Raw genomic sequence first — 21,331 nt, 5'->3', positions numbered from 1 at the left:
TTTAGATGGACTAATATAATCAAAATAGGGAGATGGCATTCTTCCCTTGAAAAACCGCCGTATTGGCTAATGATGCCTACGTTACCCTCATGTATTTATATCGCTGGGTACGTAGGTTATTGCGTACTTTGCTTATTTTTGGAGTACGCCATGTCACATTTACCTTCATGCTTTTTTACTCTTTTAGCGTCTATCTAAAGGGGTGGTCCTATGTATTATTCTCTACTTTCAATTGCTTTAGGTTCCGTTCTAGGGGCATGGTTACGTTGGTTTTTAGGCTTAAAGCTCAACCCGATTTATCCGCAAATCCCACTAGGTACTGTCACCGTTAATTTGGTCGGTGGCTTTATTATTGGATTTGCAATTGCTTATTTTGCTCAAAGTGATTTAAGTCCAAACTATAAACTTTTTGTGATTACTGGTTTTTGTGGTGCTTTAACCACCTTTTCAACATTCTCGATTGAGATCGTCACGTTGTTGCAAAGTGGTAAATTGGGAATGGCAATGTTGGGGATTTCCATTCATTTAATTGGGTCATTAATTTTTACGTGTTTGGGGTTAGCGACTTATTATTGGGTAGCTGGAAACTGAGTATTTGTTTCAGTTGAAGTGTTTACTGTGGAGTCTTTTCAATAAGGTTTTATGTCTGGATTAGCCTTCGGCTCGGCCTACTTTTGTTTCGGCAAAAGTAGGCAAAACCATTTTCATCAACAGAACCTGTTATCTGTTTACACTTATCAAATATGTCGCAAAAACATTATATTGCTGATTTGATTCAGGCTGTTGATGACTTCCCGAGTATCGAATATAAGAGCTTGATCAAATAGTTTAATTAATAATTAGTCATTTGCTATCGTGACAGACGGCATGGATGCCGTCGTTTCGCTGTGCTACATGGATGTAGCATCAGCGGAACAAAGGATTTTTGTTACTTTTCATCCTTGAAAAGTAAGGTTAGCCTATACAATCCATTATTTGGATATCACTTCCATCTAGGGCAGTGCTAATAATAAGAATTACGACACTTCTATTATTTTTCAGCTAAAGCCTGACCTTCAAACTTCACGCCATCCCAACCATTTTGCATAAACTGACGAATATTTTGATGGTCAGTTCCCTCAGGTGTAGCCAATACAGATGCATAGTGTTCTGCAAATAAACTTAAAGTTTGTGCTTGGTCTAAATCTTGTAATTTGGCAAAAGAGAAAACTTTTGCACTGCCTTGATTTTCAGTAGCAGCGTTATGCTGTGTGCCATTTTGAAAAGCTGTTGGAGTATGTTGGTAGCGTGCTTCAATATGAGCTAAAACGTCTGAAAACTTTGCTGTGCCTGCTTGTAATTGGGCAAGTAACTCTTGTGCCATTATCTTAAACTTCCTATCAAATGAGGGTTTAAGCATAGCATCGAATAGAAGCTTTGAAAGCTTGGAGAATACAAAAAATTGATGAGTTGTGGAAAAAATAAGAATAGTTTTTACATAAGTTGTGGATAAGTTCTCTTTTATACACAACATAAAAAAATCGAAAAAATGGACATAAAAAAAGAAGCCTAAGTGGAGGAGATAGTCTTAGGCTTCCAATGATTTAAGTGTATTGATCAAACCTTAACGTAAGATTAACTCTTACGATTAAAGCGAGCGAAACGTTTATTAAAGGTTGCAACACGGCCTTCGTTACTTGCTTGACGTACTTCACCTGTGTAGAAAGGGTGTGATGCACTTGAAATATCAAGGGTGACATAAGGGTAAACTTGACCTTGATATTCTTTAGTTTGTTGCGTCTGGAGAGTACTGCCAATTAAGAAGTACACGTCTGCATTGGTATCATGAAATAACACTTGTTGATAAGCAGGATGAATATCTTTACGCATGAGAGATTGTCCTAAATTATTTTTGATTAAAGAAATGTTATAACATAACAATTAAAAAGTCAATGTACCTCCTAAAGGTCACACTGACTTAAAATTTAATTAGCTAGATGGCGGGACCAGTTCTTCAAATAAATCACTGAGATTGTCATGTACTTTTAAGTGAATCAGGTTCCAGTAGTGTCCTGAAATTGTTCTATTGACCATCAGCGTATCTGGTGAAGGTTTAAAGACATCCCAATATTTCAAAGATTTTTTCACAAGTAACATGCCATCATGATGTGATGAGTTCTCGGCAAAATCATAAGTGGTATTAAGCGGGCGTAATAACACTTCAATCCATAGCTTATACAGATCACTTGGGAACTTGCCTTTTTCAGTAAGGGAGTGTAGTTCGAGTAGCTCTGTTTCAATCAGATCAATATTTTCATGGCGAGCTGCATTCACTAAACGCTTGAAGTGCTGAACGATTTCATTTGAAAGTGTTTTAACACTGCCATAGTCATAAATAATTACACTACCATCTTGGCGGAAAGCGAAATTTCCAGGGTGAGGGTCACAGTGAAAACGTTTTAAAAAGAACATTTCCTGACCTAAAGCACGTATTAGGCGGTTTCCAATTGTATTTCGAATTTCGAGCGGCCAAGAACTTGCAGTTTCAATACTGTCACCTTGTTCGAGGCTTAGGGTCAAAATACGTCTAGAAGAGTAATCTTTATAAACAGTTGGAATGATAATTTTGTCATCTAACTGGCTATGGAATGTTTTAAAGACCTCAAGATTTTGAGCTTCAATTTCATAATTGAGTTCTGCTGAAAGGCTATCCTGAATTTCTGCAAAAAGCTGATCCTGCAACTTTTTATCAATTTTAAGTACACCCATTAAGCGAAGGGCTAAACGTACTTGTTTTAAGTCACTTTCACAGGCTTCATCAACACCTGGATATTGCACTTTAACCACGACTTGTTCGCCACTAGGCAGAGTAGCTTTGTGAACTTGCCCAATCGATGCAGCAGCAAAAGGTTCACTATCAAAAGATTTAAAAGCCACATTAAGCGGTTTTCCAAGCTCTCGTTCAATTTGCTGTTGAATCGCGGCAAAAGGCATGGCTGGGGCTTGGCGTTGTAACTTTGAAATTGCTTTAGCGACTTCTGGTGGGAAGATATCTTTATATTGTGAAGCAATTTGCCCGACTTTCATGACGGCACCTTTCATTTCTCCTAAGGTGTCGGCAATTTGCAAACCAATATCCTGAAATAATTTGGTTTTTGAAGCCAGCTTTTGCTCTTCATCTGCTGTCAAGTTTCGAATCGAGTTAGAAACGGTTTTCGTTGCAATGCTCGCGGTCATTCCTGCAAGTTTCATAAAACGTTTGCCTGGTGAACTTGCATTCTTTGCCATATCTTCGATACCTCATTGACTACAACATAATATTGCTTAGTTTTGATCATAGGTGACAAAGCTTAAAAAGCCTATACGAAATTGTTTATCTCATGTAAGAAAATTTTCGAAAAACAAAATGTTATTTTTATAGTAAAAAATATGAAAAGCTTGTGAAAATCCATTTCATAAACAAAGCTTTAATATCTATAAAGTCTCTATTTTTTTAGTGCTAATGTGAATGACAGGTTAAATAAATATAGAGATAACAAAAGCGATGACAAGTTTAAATTCGGCCCATGGACGATCTCAAGCGGTTCCTTTATCTGTATTTGAGCAGTCAAAAGATGCACATATTATTCGCTCCGATGAAGAGGCAATTGAGGTTGCAAAACAACTTGCCCAAGAGTTTGCACAAGAGGCATCAGAGCGAGACAGAGAGCGCCGTTTACCTTTAAATGAAATTCAACAGTTCTCACAAAGTGGCTTATGGGCCATTACAGTTCCTAAGCAGTTTGGTGGTGCACAAGTCAAATATCGAACCTTGGCTGAGGTCATCAAAACAATTGCGAGTGTTGATCCATCCCTTGCGCAGCTTCCTCAAAATCATTTGGCTTTTATTGAACATTTACGTCTTGATGCAGGCCCAGAACAACAACAGTTCTTCTTTAATTTAGTGTTGAGAGGAATCCGTTTTGGAAATGCCTTTTCGGAAAAACATAGTAAAACGGTTGCAGATCTCACTACAACATTACGAAAGACCGAGCACGGTTATGAAATTAATGGCAAGAAATTCTTTGCAACTGGTGCCTTACTAGCACATTGGATTCCGATTGTCGCGGTGAATGAACAAGGCCAGCCTTATGCAGCACTAGTCCCTCGGGAAACTTCAGGGGTGAATATTATTAATGACTGGTCTGGTTTTGGGCAACGAACTACGGCTAGTGGCACTGTTGAACTTAATCAGGTTCCAGTACGTGAAGAATACTTAGTTCCGATTTATCAGGCTTTCGAGCGACCAACACCAGCGGGAGCAATTTCACAGTTTATTCAAGCTGCTGTCGATGCAGGTATTGCGCGTGGTGCAATTGAAGAAACAATTCACTATGTCAAAAATCATAGCCGCGCATGGGTCGATTCAGGTCTGGAAAAAGCCAGTGATGATCCTTACACGATTGCGAACATTGGTGATTTAAAAATAAAACTGCGTGCAGCAGAAGCCGTATTGGATTTGGCAGGAGATGCGATTGATCAGGCAATTGCCGATACTTCCGAAGAACATGTAAACCAAGCCACCTTACTGGTTGCCGAAGCAAAAGTACTCACCACAGAAGTTGCGATTTTAGCTGCCAACAAGCTTTTTGAATTGTCGGGAACGCGTTCCACTTTATCTGAGCTTAATCTAGATCGCCATTGGCGTAATGCACGTACCCATACCTTGCATGATCCGGTGCGCTGGAAATATCACATTGTCGGTAATTATTACCTCAATGGTGTTCATCCGCCCCGTCATGCATGGAGTTAAATTGAAGAAAAAATAAGATTAGGAGAATAAAGATGACAATTACCCAAATTGAGTTAGAAGAACTGTCCGTCGGTGCCGATTATGAAAAGGTAGCAAGCAGATTTCGTCCAGTTTTTGAAAAAATTGCACAAGGCGCAATTCAACGAGAAAAAGAACGAATCTTACCTTTTGAACCGATTCAGTGGTTAAAAGAACTCAAATTAGGTGCGGTACGTGTACCTGTTAAATATGGTGGAGATGGAGTGTCATTACCGCAACTTTTCCAGCTTTTAGCCGAGTTAGCACAAGCAGACTCGAATATTGTGCAAGCTTTGCGTGGACACTTCGCTTTTGTTGAAGACCGTTTAGTTGCCCATAAAGAGCATTCGCAGGAAGTTTGGTTTCAGCGTTTTGTACAAGGTGATTTAGTTGGAAACGCATGGACCGAAGTTGGAAATGTACAGATTGGTGACGTCGTTACACGAGTAACCAAAGATGCTTCGGGCAACTTGGTGGTGAATGGTGAAAAGTATTATTCAACTGGAAGTATCTTTGCAGACTGGATAGACCTATTTGCTTATGATGAAGTGAATGACCGCCATGTAATTGCTGCTATTTATCGCCATGAAACAGGGGTAAGTGTGATTGATGATTGGGATGGCTTTGGTCAAAAGACAACGGGCAGTGGTACTTTAAAAGTACATCAGGTTCATTTACCAGCTTCGCACCTTATTCCATTTGACCAGCGTTTTAAATATCAAACTGCTTTTTATCAAGTCGTCCATCTTGCAACTTTAACGGGTATTGCACATGCGGCAGTAGAAACTTTTAGTCAGGAGATACGTGAGCGAAAACGTATTTTTAGTCATGGTAATGGCGACCTTGTTCGTCACGACCCACAAGTTTTACAGGTGGTGGGTAAAGCCTCTGCTCAAGCCTATGCAAGTCTAGCAATTACAATTAAAACAGCAGAAGCATTACAGAAGGCTTACGAAAGTCACTTTAGTGAGTTAGAGGTGAAAGAGCATCAGTTTAATGTAGATGCTGAGCTTGAGTCCGCACAAGGGCAGGTGGTGATTTCTAACTTGGTACTGGATTTAACCAGCCAGTTATTTAATGCTTTAGGCGCGTCAGCAAGTAGTCAGGTCAAACAACTCGACCGTTTCTGGCGTAATGCGCGAACAGTATCTTCACATAATCCACTTATCTATAAAGAAAAAGTGATTGGTGATTGGGAAGTGAACCGTACTGATTTGCCTTTTGTCTGGCAAATTGGAGCAAGCCCACGGGCAAAATCTGCATAGTGTAAAAGAGCCGATATTTTATCGGCTCTTTTTTATTAGGTTTGGCTTAAGCGTTTGGTGTTGATGTACAACCGCGAAAGTAATAAGACACAGGCAATGCTTAAACCAATAATTAAGCCTAGCCACACACCAGCTACGCCCCAATGGGTATAGCGAGCTAAATAAAGCCCAATAGGAAAAGCAATCACCCAATATGCCATGAGCGTAATCCACATTGGTGCTTGAGTATCTTGCATACCTCTTAAACAGCCAGCAGCGCTGACTTGTAACGCATCCATCAACTGATATGCCATTGCAAACCAGAGTAAATACATCGCAACAGGAGCTACGGTTAAGTCTTGAGTATAAATCGAGATAATTTGTTCACGGCCTAGAGCAATAAAAGTCATGGTTAATATGGCAAAAAATATTGCTGTGCTGAGACCAATCTTTTGTACCTGATACATTGCAGCCCAGTTCTTTTCACCATAATAAGTACCGACACGGATGGTTAAGGCAATGGCTAGTGAAAGCGGAATCATAAACAGCACAGAGGTAACGGAAATTGCGACTTGGTGTGCAGCAATAAACACTTCACCAAGTGGGCTAAGGACCAATGCACCTGTACTAAAAATACTAATCTCAAAGAACACAGCTAAGCCGATTGGTAGACCAAGCTGTAAAATTCTTTTAACTAAAGCCATATTAATTTTATCAAATCGGCCAAAAATAGACGTGTTTTGATAAGCCGAAGCTTTATAAATATAGCCTGCTAATGTAATCAACATGAGCCATTGTAAAATGGAGGTTGCAAAACCACAGCCAGCACTACCTAATGCAGGTATTGGTCCTAATCCATGCATAAAAATCATGTTAAGAGGGATCAATACAACTAAAGCTAACATGCTAATAGCTGTGACAGGGCGTGGATGGCCTAATGCTTCTGAATAGCCACGTAGCGCTGCGTACATGGTCACAGCTGGCATACCCAAACCAATTGCATGCAAGAATAGACTTGCTTTAGGTCGTAAGCTCTCTGGTACACCGAACACATGCAAGAAAAACGGCATAAGCTGCAAAATGAGCATTGCCAGTACACCTAAAATGACGGCAACCCACAATGACTGACGAACAACGACAGGGATCTGCTCTGTATTTCTTGCGCCTTTTGCTTCGGCTACTAAGGGTGTAGTTGCAATCATAATGCCGCTGAACAGGAGCATGATTGGAACCCATAAACCGACCCCTACAGCAATTGCTGCTAAATCGGTTGCAGATAAATGCCCAGCCATAATAGTATCAATTAATCCAAAGCCTGCTTGAGCAAACTGGGTAATTAAAATCGGTAGCATTAAGTGGAAGAGTTGTTTTAATTCAGACCGAAAAGATGTGACATTCGACACAAAAGGTACTCTTTTTAAATATAAAAATGAAGCTAACGCTGCAAAGTGAGTACCACACCGACAAAGATGATGACTCCACCAAGAAACCGTTGCCATGTAACAGGTGTCTTTTCTGTACCTAACCAACCAAAATGATCAAGTAACATAGAAATAACTATTTGCCCAAAAATGACTAAACCTGAAAAGGTTAAAAAACCAAGTTTAGGTGCAGTATAAATGCTCATGCTAATTGCATAAACCCCAAGAAATCCCCCTGTCCATAGAATCCATGGAATATTTGATATTTCACTTAAAGTTGGCTTTTCAGCACTTTGAAAGAAAACCATGATTGCTAAAACAATAGTCCCTACAAGAAAGGATAAGAGGGCTGCTTGTAATGGGGTGTGTAATTGTTCTCTCAATTGTGCATTGATGGCGGTTTGAAAAGCCATGGCAATACCGATTCCCAGAGCTAAGGGTAAAAATAGGAAAAATTGGCTAGAAAATTTCATCATTTTTATCAGTATTTAAGTATGTTTAAAAACAGTCTAAAGCAATTAAGGTATGTTTTCATAAGCCCATTGATGCAGTCATGTTAAAATAGAAATATTGTGTAAATTGGACCTGTTCCTTGGCTGTATTAAACCCTGCTTCTATTCCGTTATCTTTGTATATTCACATGCCTTGGTGTGTGCGTAAGTGTCCATATTGTGACTTTAACTCGCATGCCGTACCCGACGGTGCACTTTCTTCAGAACTCGAGCAAACCTATTTAAAAGCGTTGGTAGCCGACTTTGAAACTCAAATTGAGATGGCACAGGGGCGTTCGATTCACAGTGTATTTATTGGTGGTGGAACCCCTTCACTGATTTCGGCACAGGGTTATGTGTGGCTATTTGCAGAGCTTAAGTCATTGCTTAAGTTTGAAGATGGCTGTGAAATTACCTTAGAGGCAAATCCAGGAACGGTAGAGCATGACCCGTTTGCAGGATATTTAGAGGCAGGCATTAACCGTTTGTCTATTGGAGTCCAGAGCTTTGATACCAATCATTTGCAAAAGCTTGGACGTATTCATTCTGCAAATAATGCAATTGAAGCGATTCAACAAGCAAAACAGGCTGGCTTTAAGCGAGTGAATGTAGACTTAATGCATGGTTTACCTGAGCAAACGCTAGAACAGGCGCTTTACGATCTACAGTTAGCTGTAGAAAGTGGTGCAACACATATTAGTTGGTATCAACTCACTATTGAACCTAATACCGTTTTCTTTCGTACCCAACCCGTTCTACCGCAAGATGAAATGCTAGAAGACATTCAAGAGCAGGGTGAGGCATATCTTAAGGCAAATGGTTTTATAAACTATGAAGTTTCGGCATGGCGTAAAGAGCTGCCTTCAACACACAACTTAAATTATTGGGAATTTGGCGATTATCTTGCGATTGGTGCAGGTGCACATGGCAAAGTTACACGACCAGATGGAGTGTATCGTTTCCAAAAAACTCGTTTGCCGAAAGACTATTTAGCCAAGGTTCCAGCTGAACATTTGCAAATGAAAAAGATTGAGGCAGAAGAGCTACCATTTGAGTTTATGATGAATGCTTTGCGTTTAAATGATGGTGTCAAAGCTGAGTTATATGAACAGCGTACAGGTTTAAGCTTGGATGGCCTAAATGAGGTACTCACTTCTCTACGCACTAGAAAGCTACTGGTAGATGATGTTTCCCGTTTAGCTTGTACTGAGCAAGGCCATATTTTCTTAAACTCCGTGCTTGAAGAGTTTTTATAATTAAACAAACTAAAAAGCCGCGTCATCAGATGCGGCTTTTTTTATTTTAGCGAGTGGTATAGCCACCATTTGCAAAAATAGTTTGACCGGTAATCCACCAACCATCGGTCACCAGAAAGCGAACTAATGGCTCAATATCTTCAATTTTAGTAAGCCCGCCTAAAGCTGAAGCTGATTTATGATAAGCCACTGCTTCGGCAGATTCCTGACCATAAAAGAACGGTGTATCCATAGGTCCAGGTGCAACAGCAGTCACAGAAATCTGACGGTCTCCAAATTCTTTTGATGCAGCGCGGGTGTAATGCTCAACAGGCGCTTTTAAGCCTTCATAGGTTGAGTACAGCCCAGTGTAAGCTGCAAGAAGCGAAGTGACGATTGAGCAGATTTTTCCGCCGTTATTTAAATGTCGACCAGCCGACTGAATAAAGAAATAGGCAATTTTTGAGTTGATATCGCTCATGCTATCAAACTCTTGTTCTGTGGTTTCCAAGAAGGATTTTTTCAAAACCTTTCCAACTGTATTAATAGCAATATCAATTCCACCAAAATGCTGTTTGGTGTCTAAGAAGAGCTTTTCGATATTATCAATATCCGTTAAGTCTGCTTGAATTAAAACAGCGTCTACACCTAAAGCTGTTACATCTGCGAGCGTCTGCTCAGCATCTGCCTGAGTTGCAGCGCTATTGTAATGAATTGCGATTTTTGCACCTTGTTCTGCAAATTTACGGCTAATGAGTCCGCCTAAGTTTTTTGCACCGCCTGTAATCAGTACAACTTTGTCTTTGAGAGTATGAGTTGCCATGATGATTGTTCCTATGATGACTTGTTCTAATGTGTTTTTAGTCTAGATTGGCGGTAATTTTTGATCAATTATGCTAGTTTGGTTTAACTATTCAGAAAATACGAACAATTAAATGGATCGGTTGCAGCAGTTTTTTATTTTTACAGAAGTTGCTAAACGACAAAGCTTTAGTGAAGTGGCAAATCAGCTCGATTTACCTCGTTCGACAGTGACGAGTGCAATTCAGCAACTTGAAACTCACTATGGTGTTCGGTTATTTCACCGAACCACCCGTAAAGTAAGTCTTACGCAAGATGGGCAAAGGATATTGCCCGAATGTCAAAATCTATTATTTGATTATGAGCAATTAGAACAACTTATACAGGCGCAAAAGCAGCATTACCGTGGCACACTAAAAGTTTCAATGCCCAGCCGAATAGTGCATCAAGTCATTATTCCAGTACTTCCCGATTTTTATAGCCGCTATCCAGATATCCATTTACAACTGAATAGCTCTGATGACATCACTGACTTGATCGAGAAAGGGATTGATTGTGTTGTTCGGGTGGGGCAGCTAGACAATAGTAGTTTGATCGCGAAATTCGTTGGCAACTTGATTATGGTGAACTGTGCAAGTCCCGATTATCTGGAACATTATGGTATTCCTGAACAATTAGAAGATTTATCTCAACACAAACTGATTAACTACGCAGGAGCGGTAGGGGAAAAACAGGGTGTATTTTTATATCAAGATGGAACAGTGATGATGGACAGTGCGTTGAGTGTGAATAATACAGAAGCCTATATTGCTGCGGCTTGTGCAGGTTTAGGAATTATTCAACTACCTTACTATGATGTTCAGGAGAAAATTGAGCAAGGAACTTTGGTTGAAGTGCTAAGCGCACATACGCCTCAATCTTTGCCACTCAATATTTTATATCCGAACCGAAGTTATATTCCTAAACGGTTAGAAATTTTTATGGAATGGGTTAAAGAGGTTCTATATAAGAGATGCATCGTCATCTTTTAGTCATGAAATTAAAATAAGATAACAATAAAAAAAGCCTCTCGCAGTGAGAGGCTTTTTAGAATTTGGTGGGTCGTCCGCGATTCGAACGCGGGACCAACGAATTAAAAGTCCGCTGCTCTACCAGCTGAGCTAACGACCCAAATAGGTCAAAACAGATAAGTGGTGGGTCGTCCGCGACTCGAACGCGGGACCAACGGATTAAAAGTCCGCTGCTCTACCAACTGAGCTAACGACCCGTATCGTTTTGATGTCGCGTATTTTAGCAAGTTATTCAACTAACACAAGAGGTAAATCAAAAACATTTGCATGATTGCCTATAAAAAGCACGATTTCCTCTTGTTTAGCTAAAAAATGAACTAAAAACGGTATTTATATGCCTGAATATTGTCAAAAATTTCAGTTGTGACGTCACAATAACTGTTCGCACCAGGTAATAAAGCGAGTAAACGTTCAGAAGTTTTGCCTGGATTAAACGAATCTTCCTTCAATTTATTCTTTTGATATTTAAAAGTACCTGTTGTTTCAACTTTAGCCTGCACACGTAAAAACACGGGTACTGCGTAAGCCGGTAGGCATTTTTTAAATATCGTTACCATTTCTGTTAAATCAGACTCATTTAACTCAGCACCATCAGCAAGTGTGATTGCTGCCATACCAGCACGACCATTGGTATTTGGAATTTCTACGCCATAGACCACCGCTTCAGCGATCTTGTCGTATTCACAAACCATGTTTTCAACTTCAGTCGTAGATACATTTTCACCTTTCCAGCGGAAGGTATCTCCTAAGCGGTCAACAAATTGAGCATGACGGAAACCAATGTTACGGACAAGATCACCTGTATTGAAATATGAATCACCTTTTTTAAAGATATCTTGCATAATCACAGATTTATTCTTTTCAGGATCGGTATAGCCATCGAAAGGAAAGCGACTGGTAATTTTGCCTACAAGCAAACCAACTTCACCTGCTTTAACTTTTTTACACCAGCCATTTTTATCGCGTACAGGCTCATTCTTTTCTTTATCAAACTGAATGACCGCGTATGGCATAAGAGAGAAGCCGACTGTGTTGTCAAAGTTAAAAATATTACTAAACCCGACATTACCCTCACTTGAAGCATAAAGCTCAAGAACTTCTTGGACGCCAAAGCGTTGTTTGAACTTATCCCAGATATTTGGACGCATGCCATTGCCGATCATTTTGGTTACACGGTGAGCACGGTCAATTTCTGTAGTAGGGGCATCCATTAAATAGCGGCAAAGCTCTCCAACATATCCAATTGCAGAGGCATTAAATTTCTGAACATCTTTCCAGAACGCACTGGTTGAATATTTACGTCGAATTGCAAGGGTAGAACTTCCTGCAATCACCCCACACCAACACACAACCACACCTGTTGCATGGTAAAGCGGTAAGGTTACATACATCACATCATCTGGACCAAGGTTCAAAATGTGCCCATAGGTGCCATATGCCAGCGTCCAGCGACTATGTTTGAAAACAACAGCTTTTGGTAAACCTGTTGTGCCAGATGTGTAAATATAAAATAGACCATCATTTCCATGAACAGAATTTGTGGTTGATGGATTAAATTTTGGAAACTGATCAATTTCTTTTGCAAGATTGGCATAACCTTGAGGCGCTGTTCCCTGATCTTGACGTGTAGCTTGATCTGCAAACCAATGGAAACGATCTTTAGGAACATTCAGGTCCTGACGAATTTCATCAATTACTGCTCGAACTTCTTCACCTGCAATGACGGCAATTGGTTTGACAAGATTGATACTATGAGCGAGGACTTTACCTACTTGAGAGGTATTAACCAGCGCAATAGTTACCCCAATTTTAGCTAAACCTACAATCGTGGCAATAAGTTCAGAACGGTTTTCAACCATTACTGCAATCACGTCACCTTTACGTGCGCCGAGAGAGAGATAGTAGTGAGAAATCTGGTTAGCCCATTCGTTTAAAGCTTCATAAGAATAACTTTGATCTTCAAATAATAATGCAATACCTTGCGGATTTCGCTTAACAGCTTTTTCAAAAGCTACACCTAATCCTGTTGGTGTATTTACTGTTCTTAAGTAAGCCTGTTTAAGACCATTCAGGATATGGGGTACTTTGGGGATGAAGCTAGGAAGTCTTGTTGCAACATCACCAAGCGTAATGATATCGGTCTGTGTTGTCTGGCTCATATCAATCCTATTTATTTTTCGATCAATCCAAAAAAGGTTGCGTTGGCAAAAGTACAGTATTTTTCATGGTTCACCATGCTTTTAAAACTTTTCTTCTAGTGCAATCAACCTAATTGGTTAAAAATAACAAAAAAAACCTAGTCATCGAAATGACTAGGTTTGTTTAAATTAGCTGCAATTGAGCAAATGATTTACTCAGCTACAGGATTTGCTTTCTTTGGTGGACGACCACGAGGACGACGAGGAGGGCGATTTGGTTTGTCCAGATCTGCCTTAGAATCTTCTGATTCAACCTCTGCATTAGCTTCTACGGGTGCTACAGCTTGTTCAGTGGCTGCTTTGGCTTTTGCTCTCGGTTGTTTCACAGCCGGAGCTTCAACCACAGTTGTCGCTGGTACTTCTTCTGCGCTTGTTTCACTTTGCGCTACTTCAGTCACCTGATCAAGCTCAAGCGGTTGTTGTTTTGACTCAACAGGTGCTTGCGTTTCAGCAACAGGAGCAACAACAGTTTCTTCAACAACCGGAGCTACAGGAGCAGCTTCTTCTGGTGCAGAGTGTTGTTGTTTAACTTGCTCAAAAGCTTGTTCAGCAGCAAGTTTTGCTAAACGACGACGCTCACGTGGATCATTAGCAACACGTGGTGTCGACTCTTTTTGTGGCGTCAATGCAAGTACAGGCGCAGGCTCTGCTTCTTGTGATGGTTTGTTGCTTGGAAGCTCTGCATCACGAGTAACAGGCTTCTTGTCTTCAGCATCAGACGCGACTTCTGTTACTAGAGTACTTGCGTACTGTTCGGCAAATTTCAGCAATGCACGATTAAACGTTGGAACTAAACCAAACTGTTCAATCAATACTGTGCAGTCTTCACCATAAACATGACGAATCAAGCTACCAATTGTGTATTGCGCCAAAGTTGGAATTTGCGATGGGGCAATAGACGGTACCGCAGCTTTGGCACGTTTTGCGTTGCGTTGTTCACGGCGACGCATACGAGGATCATTACTCGCACGTTGAATTTGCGGTTGATTTTTGTTGTGTGCTGGAGGAGGAGTAGTTTCTTCTGCTTCAGCAGTTACCGTCTCTTCTACAACAGCAATAGGTGCTGGAGCTGGCTCTTGAACGACTTCAACAACAGGTGCTGTTTCAGTACGTTTAACAGGCTGCTCAGGAGTTAAAGCGATAATTTCGCTTTGTGCCTGATCAACATTGATCACTAAGGCTGTATTCATGACTTCATGCTTTGGAGCATCGATCAAATCAACCTTAATTTGTTTCTCATCAACAACTACTGGTGCCGGCGCATTTTGATTTTCATTTAATACGCTTGGATCGCGGTGGCGATTCGGACGGTTCGGACGTTGTTGATTATTACGGTCACGACGCGGCACGGCATTTTCAGTTTGTTGTCCATCATTTTGATGTTGTGGATGTGGCTGATCAGGGTGCGGACGTTTTTGTTGACGTTTTAACTCACGTTGTTCTTGACGTGATAACTGTACAACTTCTTCATGAACCTGTTGTGGTTGTTGCTGCTGTTGTTGTGGCTCTTGAGTATGGTGATGTTGTTCACGTTGCTCTTTGTGCTTACGTTTTTTGTTGTTTGGACGTTGTTGTACTTTCTCGTCTTTTTCAACATTCTCACGAACTTCCTGTTTAGCAGGAGATTGCGAAATATAAGCATTGTTAGATGGCGCTGAAACAACTTCAGCAACTGCTGGTACTACGACTTGTCCAAACTGGCCACGGCTTACAGCGCCAGTATTCACCATTTGTTCAATTGACGCAGCAGCGTTCTGTGCCGAACGAGATTGGTCAACAGTTTTAGCTTGTTTTTGAACAAAAAGGTTCTCTAACCATGCACAAGGGCTCGCTGCTTTTTGAGTGCTTGGTTGAGCAGCAGCAGGTTGAGCTGGTTGATTTACTTTCTTTTGACCAGCTGTGTTGTTTGCAGCAGGAGCTGCATGAGCATGGCCATGATCAGCTTCTTCTAAATGCCATTCAGAAGATTCATAACCTAACTCTTTCTCGCTTGAACGAGTTGCTTCAGTACGCTCATAGCTAGATGGTGCAAATCCATCTGGATTGTACTGAATTTCATAATGAGGTGTTTCTAAGTGTGGGTGAGGTAAAATAGTCACACGAACACTAGAAGTTTGTTCTAAATAAACAAGGCTATGGCGTTTTTCATTGAGTAAGAACGCTGCAATTTCAACAGGAACTTCTACTTGTACTTCACCATGACGTTCACGAAGTGCAATTTCTTCTACTTTACGCATAATTGAAAGCGAAAGTGAGCGTAAGTCACGGACCATACCTGTGCCATGACAGCGTGGACAAACATATCCAGTTGCTTCTTCAAGTGATGGACGTAAACGTTGACGGCTCATTTCCATTAAGCCAAAACGAGATAATTGGCCAAACTGGATACGTGCACGGTCGCTTTGTGTTGCTTCACGAAGTTTTGCTTCAACCATGCGTTGGTTGCGTTCTTTAGTCATGTCAATAAAGTCGATCACAACTAAACCGCCAATGTCACGAAGACGAAGTTGGCGAGCAATTTCTTCTGCTGCTTCTAGGTTTGTATTAAGCGCAGTTTCTTCAACGTCATGTCCACGAGTCGATTTCGCAGAGTTAATGTCGATTGAAACTAAAGCTTCGGTCTGGTCAATTACGATTGAACCACCAGAAGGAAGTTTTACTTCACGCTCGTAAGCAGTTTGAATTTGGCTTTCAATACCAAAATGAGCAAACAATGGCTCGTTTAAAGTATAAGTTTTAAGTTTGTCTAATTGACGAGGCATTACTGCTTTAACAAAGTTATAAGCTTCGTTATAGGCTTGTTCGCTATCAATTAAAATTTCTGCAACGTCATCACGTAAGTAATCGCGGATAGCACGAGTTACTACACCAGCTTCTTGGTGAACAAGCATTGGAGACGGACCAGAACTTGCTGTGCCTTGGATTTGTGCCCAAAGGTCGAGCAAATGCTGTAAATCTAACTGTAATTCTTCTTGAGTACGGCCAATACCTGCGGTACGCACAATAACGCTCATGCCGCGAGGTAAATTTAAAGAAGCTAAAATTTCTTTTAATTCTTCACGCACAGAACCTGAAATTTGACGGCTAATACCACCGCCTTTCGGGTTGTTTGGCATAAGAACCAAATAACGTCCTGCAAGTGAAATGAATGTAGAAAGGGCAGCGCCTTTGTTACCACGTTCTTCTTTTTCAACCTGAACAAGTAATTCAGTACCTTCAGTGATGAGTTCACGAATGTTTGAAGTTTGTCGCGGGTCTGCTTGGAAATAGCTGTTCGCAATTTCACGCATAGACAAGAAGCCTTGACGGCCTGCGCCATATTCAACAAACACAGCTTCTAAAGAAGGTTCTACGCGGGTTACATGGCCTTTATAGATATTGGATTTTTTCTGTTCTCGGGTACGATTTTCTAAATCAAAATCGTAAAGACGATTACCAGTGATAAGTGCAACGCGGACTTCTTCTGCGTGAGTTGCATTAATCAACATACGTTTCATGGGTGTGACACCTAATAGTGACCCACACAAACATATCGCACAAACTTAAAGGTTCTGAACGAACATCGAACATGACGGATCATTTCCCAGATCTCAAAATATTTGTGGTCTGAGTCATCTGTTACCGGCTACATTTAGCCTGAACTTCGATTCTCGTCTGTGATGTAGGCAATACTGCTTCAACCTTTAAATCGGACTTCCTTAGTGCTTCACTGGCGGGTGAGCGGTACATTGGTTAATGACTTTCACTGTCATTGAGCGCGAAGTGACTTCTTTTTAGAAGTTTGATACGGAATGTTCATCGTATCGGTGCTTTCGGCAGTTCCAATGCATCAACGCTTTAGCCTGAAGGCAACATTAAGGAGCGATTTGTCTGATGTGTATCAGTTTACGTTCCATAACCAACTAGAGTTGGTAACATATTTTTTTGAACAAACTGAATTAAACGCAACAGTTTGTCATTTTGCCGATATAATAAGCCTTCGGCGTCGGCATAATTCTTTAGGACCTATCCGAGCTGATGGTGAAAGCATCATTTTGATTGAGGTTTCAATCAGGGAAATTCCCTATTAGATGTTCACTTACGGCGGTATCCGTGCGCTGACTATATCAAACCTTGCAGCATCTGCCTATGGGCTAAGCTTAGATTTCTTGTGAAAAAACTAAGCTAAACGGTCATTTATTAATCAAATTTAGCAAAATTTCAGGTTTAAATATTAGTATGAATTCTACACAGCAATGGCAAAGTGTCACTTGGTTTGAGGTGGATGAACATCAAGCAGGACAGCGAATTGATAATTTCCTGTTCTCGCGTTTAAAAGGTGTACCTAAAAGTCGTATTTATCGTTTGATTCGTGAAAGTCAGGTTCGAGTAAATAAAAAACGTGTTAAAGCTGAGACTAAACTTGAGATTGGCGATCAGATTCGTGTTGCTCCAATTCGTTATGAACAAAAAGATGAAACAACCGCTCCTGTTAGTGACAATGTAGCACAAAGCTTATTAAGCCGTATCGTCTATGAAGATGAAGGTCTATTAGTTGTTAATAAGCCGTCAGGTATTGCTGTCCATGGTGGCAGTGGTATGGCATATGGTTTGATTGAGGCATTACGCGCAGCGACTGGCAAAAAATATTTAGAACTTATTCATCGTATTGACCGTGATACTTCAGGTCTGGTCATGATTAGTAAAAAACGTAGCACTTTAAAACAACTACAAGATATGTTGCGTGAGCACAAAATTCGTAAGACCTATGCTGCGATTGTTAAAGGTCAAGTGAGCCTAGATAAACAACTGATTGATGCGCCTTTATTGCGATATGAACTGGCAAATGGCGAGCGTCGTGTACGTGTGACTAAAGATGGCAAACCAAGTAAAACTGAATGGGTTGTAGCAGAGCGCTTTAAAAATGCAACATTAATTCATGCGTCACCTTTGTCAGGTCGTACTCATCAGATCCGTGTGCATGGTTTAAGCATTGGACACCCGTTGATTGGCGATGATAAATATGGGCACACTACAGCGTACACTGGGCCTGAAGCACGTCGTCTATGCTTACATGCGATGCGTTTAGATATTCCGGGTTATCCACCGATTGAAGCGCCTTTACCAGAAGATATGACCCAGTTATTAAAGGCTTTGAGAGTGGCAAAATGAGTCTAAAAACAGAATTAGTTATTTTTGACTGGGATGGGACTTTATATAACTCTGTTGGGCAAATCGTTGCTAGCTTGCAGCATGCGGCAGAGCAGCATGAATTACCTTTAACCGATGAAGCAGCAAAAAGCATTATTGGTTTAGGCTTGCCTGAAGTCATGCAAACCTTATTCCCAGAAGCACCTGAGTTACATGATTCAATTCTAAAAGCATATGGCGATCACTATATTGCGAATTCTACAAATGATGCATGGTTTGATGGTATTGCAGAGCTCTTACATGACTTAAAAGCTCAAGGTTTAAAACTTGCAGTCGCGACGGGTAAAAACCGTCGTGGGTTAGATCGTGTAATCGCAAAAACACAGAGTACTCATCTTTTTGATGTGACTCGAGCAGCCAATGAAACTCGATCAAAGCCAGATCCACTCATGTTGCAAGAAATATTAACAGTCACTGGGGTGAGTGTTGAGCGTGCGGTAATGATTGGTGATAGTAGCTACGACCTTGAGATGGCTCAGCGTTTAAACATGCCACGAATTGGCGTTGGTTATGGAGTTCATTCGATTGAAGTGCTGCAACAATTCCAGCCTTTAACGATTGCCAAGGATGTTCAGGAACTTCATAACTTTTTAAAAGATTATGCTCAGTTACCTACAATAGATGTGGCTTAATTTAGAATAATACAAAAAGGGGGAATTGATTCCCCCTGAACTAAAGTTAAATAAAACAATAAGAAGAGAGATATGAGCCGTTCTATTCGCCTATTAAATCTTTTACAACAACTCCGTGAAGCCCGTTATCCAGTCACTGCGCAAGTTCTCGCTGAGCGTATGGGAATTAGTGTGCGAAGTATCTATCGGGATATAGATAGCTTACGTGAGCAGGGTGTAGAAATTGAGGCATCGGCAGGTATCGGTTTTCAGCTTAAAGAAGATATTGTATTACCACCAATGACACTCAATGAAAATGAAGTCGAAGCTATTTTTTTGGCATTGTATTGGTTGAAAAGTGTGCCAGATCAATCGTTACAATCGGCATCTACATCAGTATTAGCTAAATTGAATTCTGTTTTGCCTGAACATCGGCAATATTTATTACAGCAAACGACTTTAAGAGCGTTTAATACATGGCTGCCTGTGGATGAAAATCGAGTCGAACAGGTGCGTTTAGCTATTCGGCAGCAAGTCAAAATCTCGATGCATTATCATGATGAGCAGCAACGAAGTAGTGTTCGAACCTTGTGGCCTTTTGCCTTGGGATACTTTAATGACAAAATTGTGTTGGCTGCGTGGTGTGAACTAAGGCAGGATTTTCGACATTTTCGACTCGATCGTATTCAACAACTGAGTTTAAGCCAAGAATTATACCCATCATTTAAGCAACAACTATTTCAGCAGTGGTGGGCACAAGAATCGCAGACTACTGACAAAAACTGACAAAGAGGTTTTGTAGACTAGGACCCACGATAAACAAGGAGTCATAAAAATGAGCCTTAAACTTTATACTAACAAAGAGTCGCGTGGTGTTGTGGTCGACTGGCTTTTAGTCGAATTAGGTGTTGAATGTGAACGCATTGAAGTTGCATATAAGACTGAAATGAAAACACCGGAATATCTAAAAATTAACCCTTTTGGAAAAGTGCCAGTATTGGTGGATGGTGATGTCGTGATTTATGAGCTAGGCGCGATCTGTGCTTATCTGGCTGATAAATTTTTCGACAAGGGGTTGGCTCCGGCATTAGATGACCCTAAACGTGGTTTGTACTATCGCTGGTTATTTGTGATGGCAGGTCCATGGGAAGCTGCAGGCGTTGATAAAGCCCTCGGAATAGAGGTATCTCCTGAGCAAAAAATGTTTGTTGGCTATGGTGATTATAACGATGCTTACCAAGCTTTAGTGCAAGGCTTGAGTGAAGCAAATCCGTATGTGTGTGGCGAACAATTTACCGCAGCAGATGTAAGTGTTGGAGCAATGCTTTTATGGCAATTGAAAATGGGTGCGATTGAATCACATCCAGCCATTACACGTTATGTTGAAGCAATTCAGCAGCGTGAAAGTTTGCAAGCGTTAGGTGCGGTTTTCTCCAGCTAAGCTTTTAAGTAAAAAGTCATCCAAACGGATGACTTTTTGTTTTTATAAATAAGAAGTTAGTTGGTAAGAAAGCCAGCAGCAATGTTAATACAAATCGCTAAAATTGTGGTGTTGAAACCAAATGACAACACGGCGTGAAATAAATTTAAAAGCCGCATATGTTTGGTGGTAATTGAAACATCAGCAGTTTGAGCAGAGGTACCAATAATATAACTAAAGTATAAAAAGTCGGGATAAGTTGGATGTTCTGTTCCGGGGAAATCTAAACCGCCATTTTCTTCATTTCTAGACAAAGCCATATAGAAATCATGTGCGTAATGTAGAGCAAAAACGCTATGCATAAACAACCATGCAGAAACAATTGTTAATAAAGCTAAAGCTACGTGCCCTAGCTTTGCAGAACTCTCAGAAGGAAGCTGTGAGAGTTGGATGAGAATAGCGACTAAACACATGGCTAAAGCTAATAAAACAATCAGCATAATGACCCATTTGCTTTCATCTTGTTTTTTGGCTTGCTGTTGCATTTTTGAATGATCGCAACTTTTCATAAGTTGCAAAATATATAATAGATATACGCTAACAGAAGCATTCCAGCTGACTAATAAAATAGTTGACCATTTCCATGAAGTTAACCATGTCAAAATACTTGCTGTGATAAGTCCCATAAATAAAGCAATAAAGAAATGAGGGCGGTTTCGTACACTACGTCCAAGATGTTGAAATACTGCAACCATTTTTCTAATCTCCTTTTACCACATGGTAAATATATTATTTTTTATTGAATGGTGAAAATAATATCCAGTTTTATATAGATTTTATTCCAATCTTTTTAATTATATT

The 21,331-nt window shown here is 40.5% G+C and carries 18 protein-coding genes, 2 tRNA genes and 1 riboswitch; of the genes, 9 read left to right on the top strand and 11 right to left on the bottom strand.

Translation table 11 applies throughout. From position 1 onward, the window contains the following. Nucleotides 1–19: 19 nt before the first annotated feature. Nucleotides 20–86, top strand: a riboswitch (Fluoride riboswitch). Nucleotides 87–210: 124 nt separating this feature from the next. Next, the gene (gene crcB, locus F936_RS03730; RefSeq protein WP_005045024.1) at nucleotides 211–591 is read left to right on the top strand and encodes a fluoride efflux transporter CrcB; all 381 of its coding nucleotides are present in this window, start codon (nucleotides 211–213) and stop codon (nucleotides 589–591) included. A 439-nt stretch (nucleotides 592–1,030) separates the two neighbouring features. On the opposite strand, the gene F936_RS03725 is transcribed toward crcB, so the two are convergent. The 3 genes from F936_RS03725 to F936_RS03715 form a co-directional block, all read right to left on the bottom strand. Beyond that, nucleotides 1,031–1,363 carry a HopJ type III effector protein gene (locus F936_RS03725; RefSeq protein WP_005045022.1) on the bottom strand — a complete coding sequence of 111 codons (333 nt, stop codon included), beginning with the start codon at nucleotides 1,361–1,363 and terminating at the stop codon, nucleotides 1,031–1,033. A 251-nt stretch (nucleotides 1,364–1,614) separates the two neighbouring features. After that, entirely contained in the window at nucleotides 1,615–1,869 is a 255-nt protein-coding gene (locus F936_RS03720; protein WP_005045020.1) for a type B 50S ribosomal protein L31, read from the bottom strand. 99 nt (nucleotides 1,870–1,968) lie between these two features. Next, complete coding sequence (locus tag F936_RS03715) at nucleotides 1,969–3,267, bottom strand: ABC1 kinase family protein (RefSeq protein WP_005045018.1); 1,299 nt, start codon at nucleotides 3,265–3,267, stop codon at nucleotides 1,969–1,971. Between the two features lie 256 nt (nucleotides 3,268–3,523). Here F936_RS03715 and F936_RS03710 point away from each other — a divergent pair, with 256 nt between their 5' ends. Both F936_RS03710 and F936_RS03705 read left to right on the top strand, forming a co-directional pair. Further along, nucleotides 3,524–4,771 carry an SfnB family sulfur acquisition oxidoreductase gene (locus F936_RS03710; protein WP_005045016.1) on the top strand — a complete coding sequence of 416 codons (1,248 nt, stop codon included), beginning with the start codon at nucleotides 3,524–3,526 and terminating at the stop codon, nucleotides 4,769–4,771. Nucleotides 4,772–4,803: 32 nt separating this feature from the next. After that, on the top strand, nucleotides 4,804–6,054 hold the full coding sequence (locus tag F936_RS03705) for an acyl-CoA dehydrogenase family protein (protein WP_005045012.1): 1,251 nt from the start codon (nucleotides 4,804–4,806) through the stop codon (nucleotides 6,052–6,054). Nucleotides 6,055–6,089: 35 nt separating this feature from the next. Here the strand turns inward: F936_RS03705 and abeM are convergent, their stop codons facing one another. Both abeM and F936_RS03695 read right to left on the bottom strand, forming a co-directional pair. Beyond that, nucleotides 6,090–7,436, bottom strand: coding sequence for a multidrug efflux MATE transporter AbeM (gene abeM / locus F936_RS03700; RefSeq protein ID WP_005045010.1), 1,347 nt, complete (start codon nucleotides 7,434–7,436; stop codon nucleotides 6,090–6,092). Between the two features lie 32 nt (nucleotides 7,437–7,468). Continuing rightward, nucleotides 7,469–7,930 carry a DMT family transporter gene (locus F936_RS03695; protein WP_005045006.1) on the bottom strand — a complete coding sequence of 154 codons (462 nt, stop codon included), beginning with the start codon at nucleotides 7,928–7,930 and terminating at the stop codon, nucleotides 7,469–7,471. Between the two features lie 116 nt (nucleotides 7,931–8,046). Between F936_RS03695 and hemW the strand changes: the two genes are divergently transcribed. Then, nucleotides 8,047–9,201: a radical SAM family heme chaperone HemW gene (gene hemW, locus F936_RS03690; protein ID WP_005045004.1), complete on the top strand. Its 1,155-nt coding sequence runs from the start codon at nucleotides 8,047–8,049 to the stop codon at nucleotides 9,199–9,201. A 46-nt stretch (nucleotides 9,202–9,247) separates the two neighbouring features. Here the strand turns inward: hemW and F936_RS03685 are convergent, their stop codons facing one another. Continuing rightward, nucleotides 9,248–10,003: an SDR family oxidoreductase gene (locus F936_RS03685; protein ID WP_005045002.1), complete on the bottom strand. Its 756-nt coding sequence runs from the start codon at nucleotides 10,001–10,003 to the stop codon at nucleotides 9,248–9,250. A 112-nt stretch (nucleotides 10,004–10,115) separates the two neighbouring features. On the opposite strand from F936_RS03685, the gene F936_RS03680 reads away from it, so the two are divergent. Further along, on the top strand, nucleotides 10,116–11,012 hold the full coding sequence (locus F936_RS03680) for a LysR family transcriptional regulator (protein ID WP_005044999.1): 897 nt from the start codon (nucleotides 10,116–10,118) through the stop codon (nucleotides 11,010–11,012). A gap of 63 nt (nucleotides 11,013–11,075) precedes the next feature. Here the strand turns inward: F936_RS03680 and F936_RS03675 are convergent. The 4 genes from F936_RS03675 to F936_RS03660 all read right to left on the bottom strand — a co-directional run bounded on the left by F936_RS03675 (nucleotide 11,076) and on the right by F936_RS03660 (nucleotide 16,746). Next, nucleotides 11,076–11,151 (bottom strand) — tRNA-Lys (locus tag F936_RS03675). Nucleotides 11,152–11,172: 21 nt separating this feature from the next. Then, a tRNA-Lys gene (locus tag F936_RS03670) sits at nucleotides 11,173–11,248 on the bottom strand. A gap of 120 nt (nucleotides 11,249–11,368) precedes the next feature. Beyond that, nucleotides 11,369–13,210, bottom strand: coding sequence for a long-chain-acyl-CoA synthetase (locus F936_RS03665; protein WP_005044997.1), 1,842 nt, complete (start codon nucleotides 13,208–13,210; stop codon nucleotides 11,369–11,371). Between the two features lie 191 nt (nucleotides 13,211–13,401). Next, a complete protein-coding gene (locus F936_RS03660) occupies nucleotides 13,402–16,746 on the bottom strand; it encodes an Rne/Rng family ribonuclease (protein WP_005044996.1) in 3,345 nt (1,114 codons plus the stop codon). Between the two features lie 721 nt (nucleotides 16,747–17,467). On the opposite strand from F936_RS03660, the gene F936_RS03655 reads away from it, so the two are divergent. The 4 genes from F936_RS03655 (at nucleotide 17,468) to F936_RS03640 (ending at nucleotide 20,491) form a co-directional block, all read left to right on the top strand. Further along, on the top strand, nucleotides 17,468–18,400 hold the full coding sequence (locus tag F936_RS03655; RefSeq protein ID WP_005044994.1) for an RluA family pseudouridine synthase: 933 nt from the start codon (nucleotides 17,468–17,470) through the stop codon (nucleotides 18,398–18,400). After that, the gene (locus F936_RS03650; RefSeq protein ID WP_005044991.1) at nucleotides 18,397–19,071 is read left to right on the top strand and encodes an HAD-IA family hydrolase; all 675 of its coding nucleotides are present in this window, start codon (nucleotides 18,397–18,399) and stop codon (nucleotides 19,069–19,071) included. Before F936_RS03655 ends, F936_RS03650 begins: the two co-directional genes overlap by 4 nt. Before the next feature lie 72 nt (nucleotides 19,072–19,143). Then, the gene (locus F936_RS03645) at nucleotides 19,144–19,836 is read left to right on the top strand and encodes a helix-turn-helix transcriptional regulator (RefSeq protein ID WP_003654689.1); all 693 of its coding nucleotides are present in this window, start codon (nucleotides 19,144–19,146) and stop codon (nucleotides 19,834–19,836) included. A 49-nt stretch (nucleotides 19,837–19,885) separates the two neighbouring features. Continuing rightward, a complete protein-coding gene (locus tag F936_RS03640; protein WP_005044988.1) occupies nucleotides 19,886–20,491 on the top strand; it encodes a glutathione S-transferase family protein in 606 nt (201 codons plus the stop codon). A gap of 56 nt (nucleotides 20,492–20,547) precedes the next feature. On the opposite strand, the gene F936_RS03635 is transcribed toward F936_RS03640, so the two are convergent. Next, entirely contained in the window at nucleotides 20,548–21,225 is a 678-nt protein-coding gene (locus F936_RS03635) for a DUF1345 domain-containing protein (RefSeq protein ID WP_005044987.1), read from the bottom strand. Nucleotides 21,226–21,331 lie beyond the last annotated feature (106 nt).

Origin of the sequence: Acinetobacter calcoaceticus DSM 30006 = CIP 81.8 (assembly GCF_000368965.1) — a bacterium.
GTDB classification, from domain to species: Bacteria; Pseudomonadota; Gammaproteobacteria; order Pseudomonadales; family Moraxellaceae; genus Acinetobacter; species Acinetobacter calcoaceticus.
The sequence above is the reverse complement of the archived record's forward strand: the minus strand, read 5'-3'. Positions and strand labels throughout refer to the sequence as shown.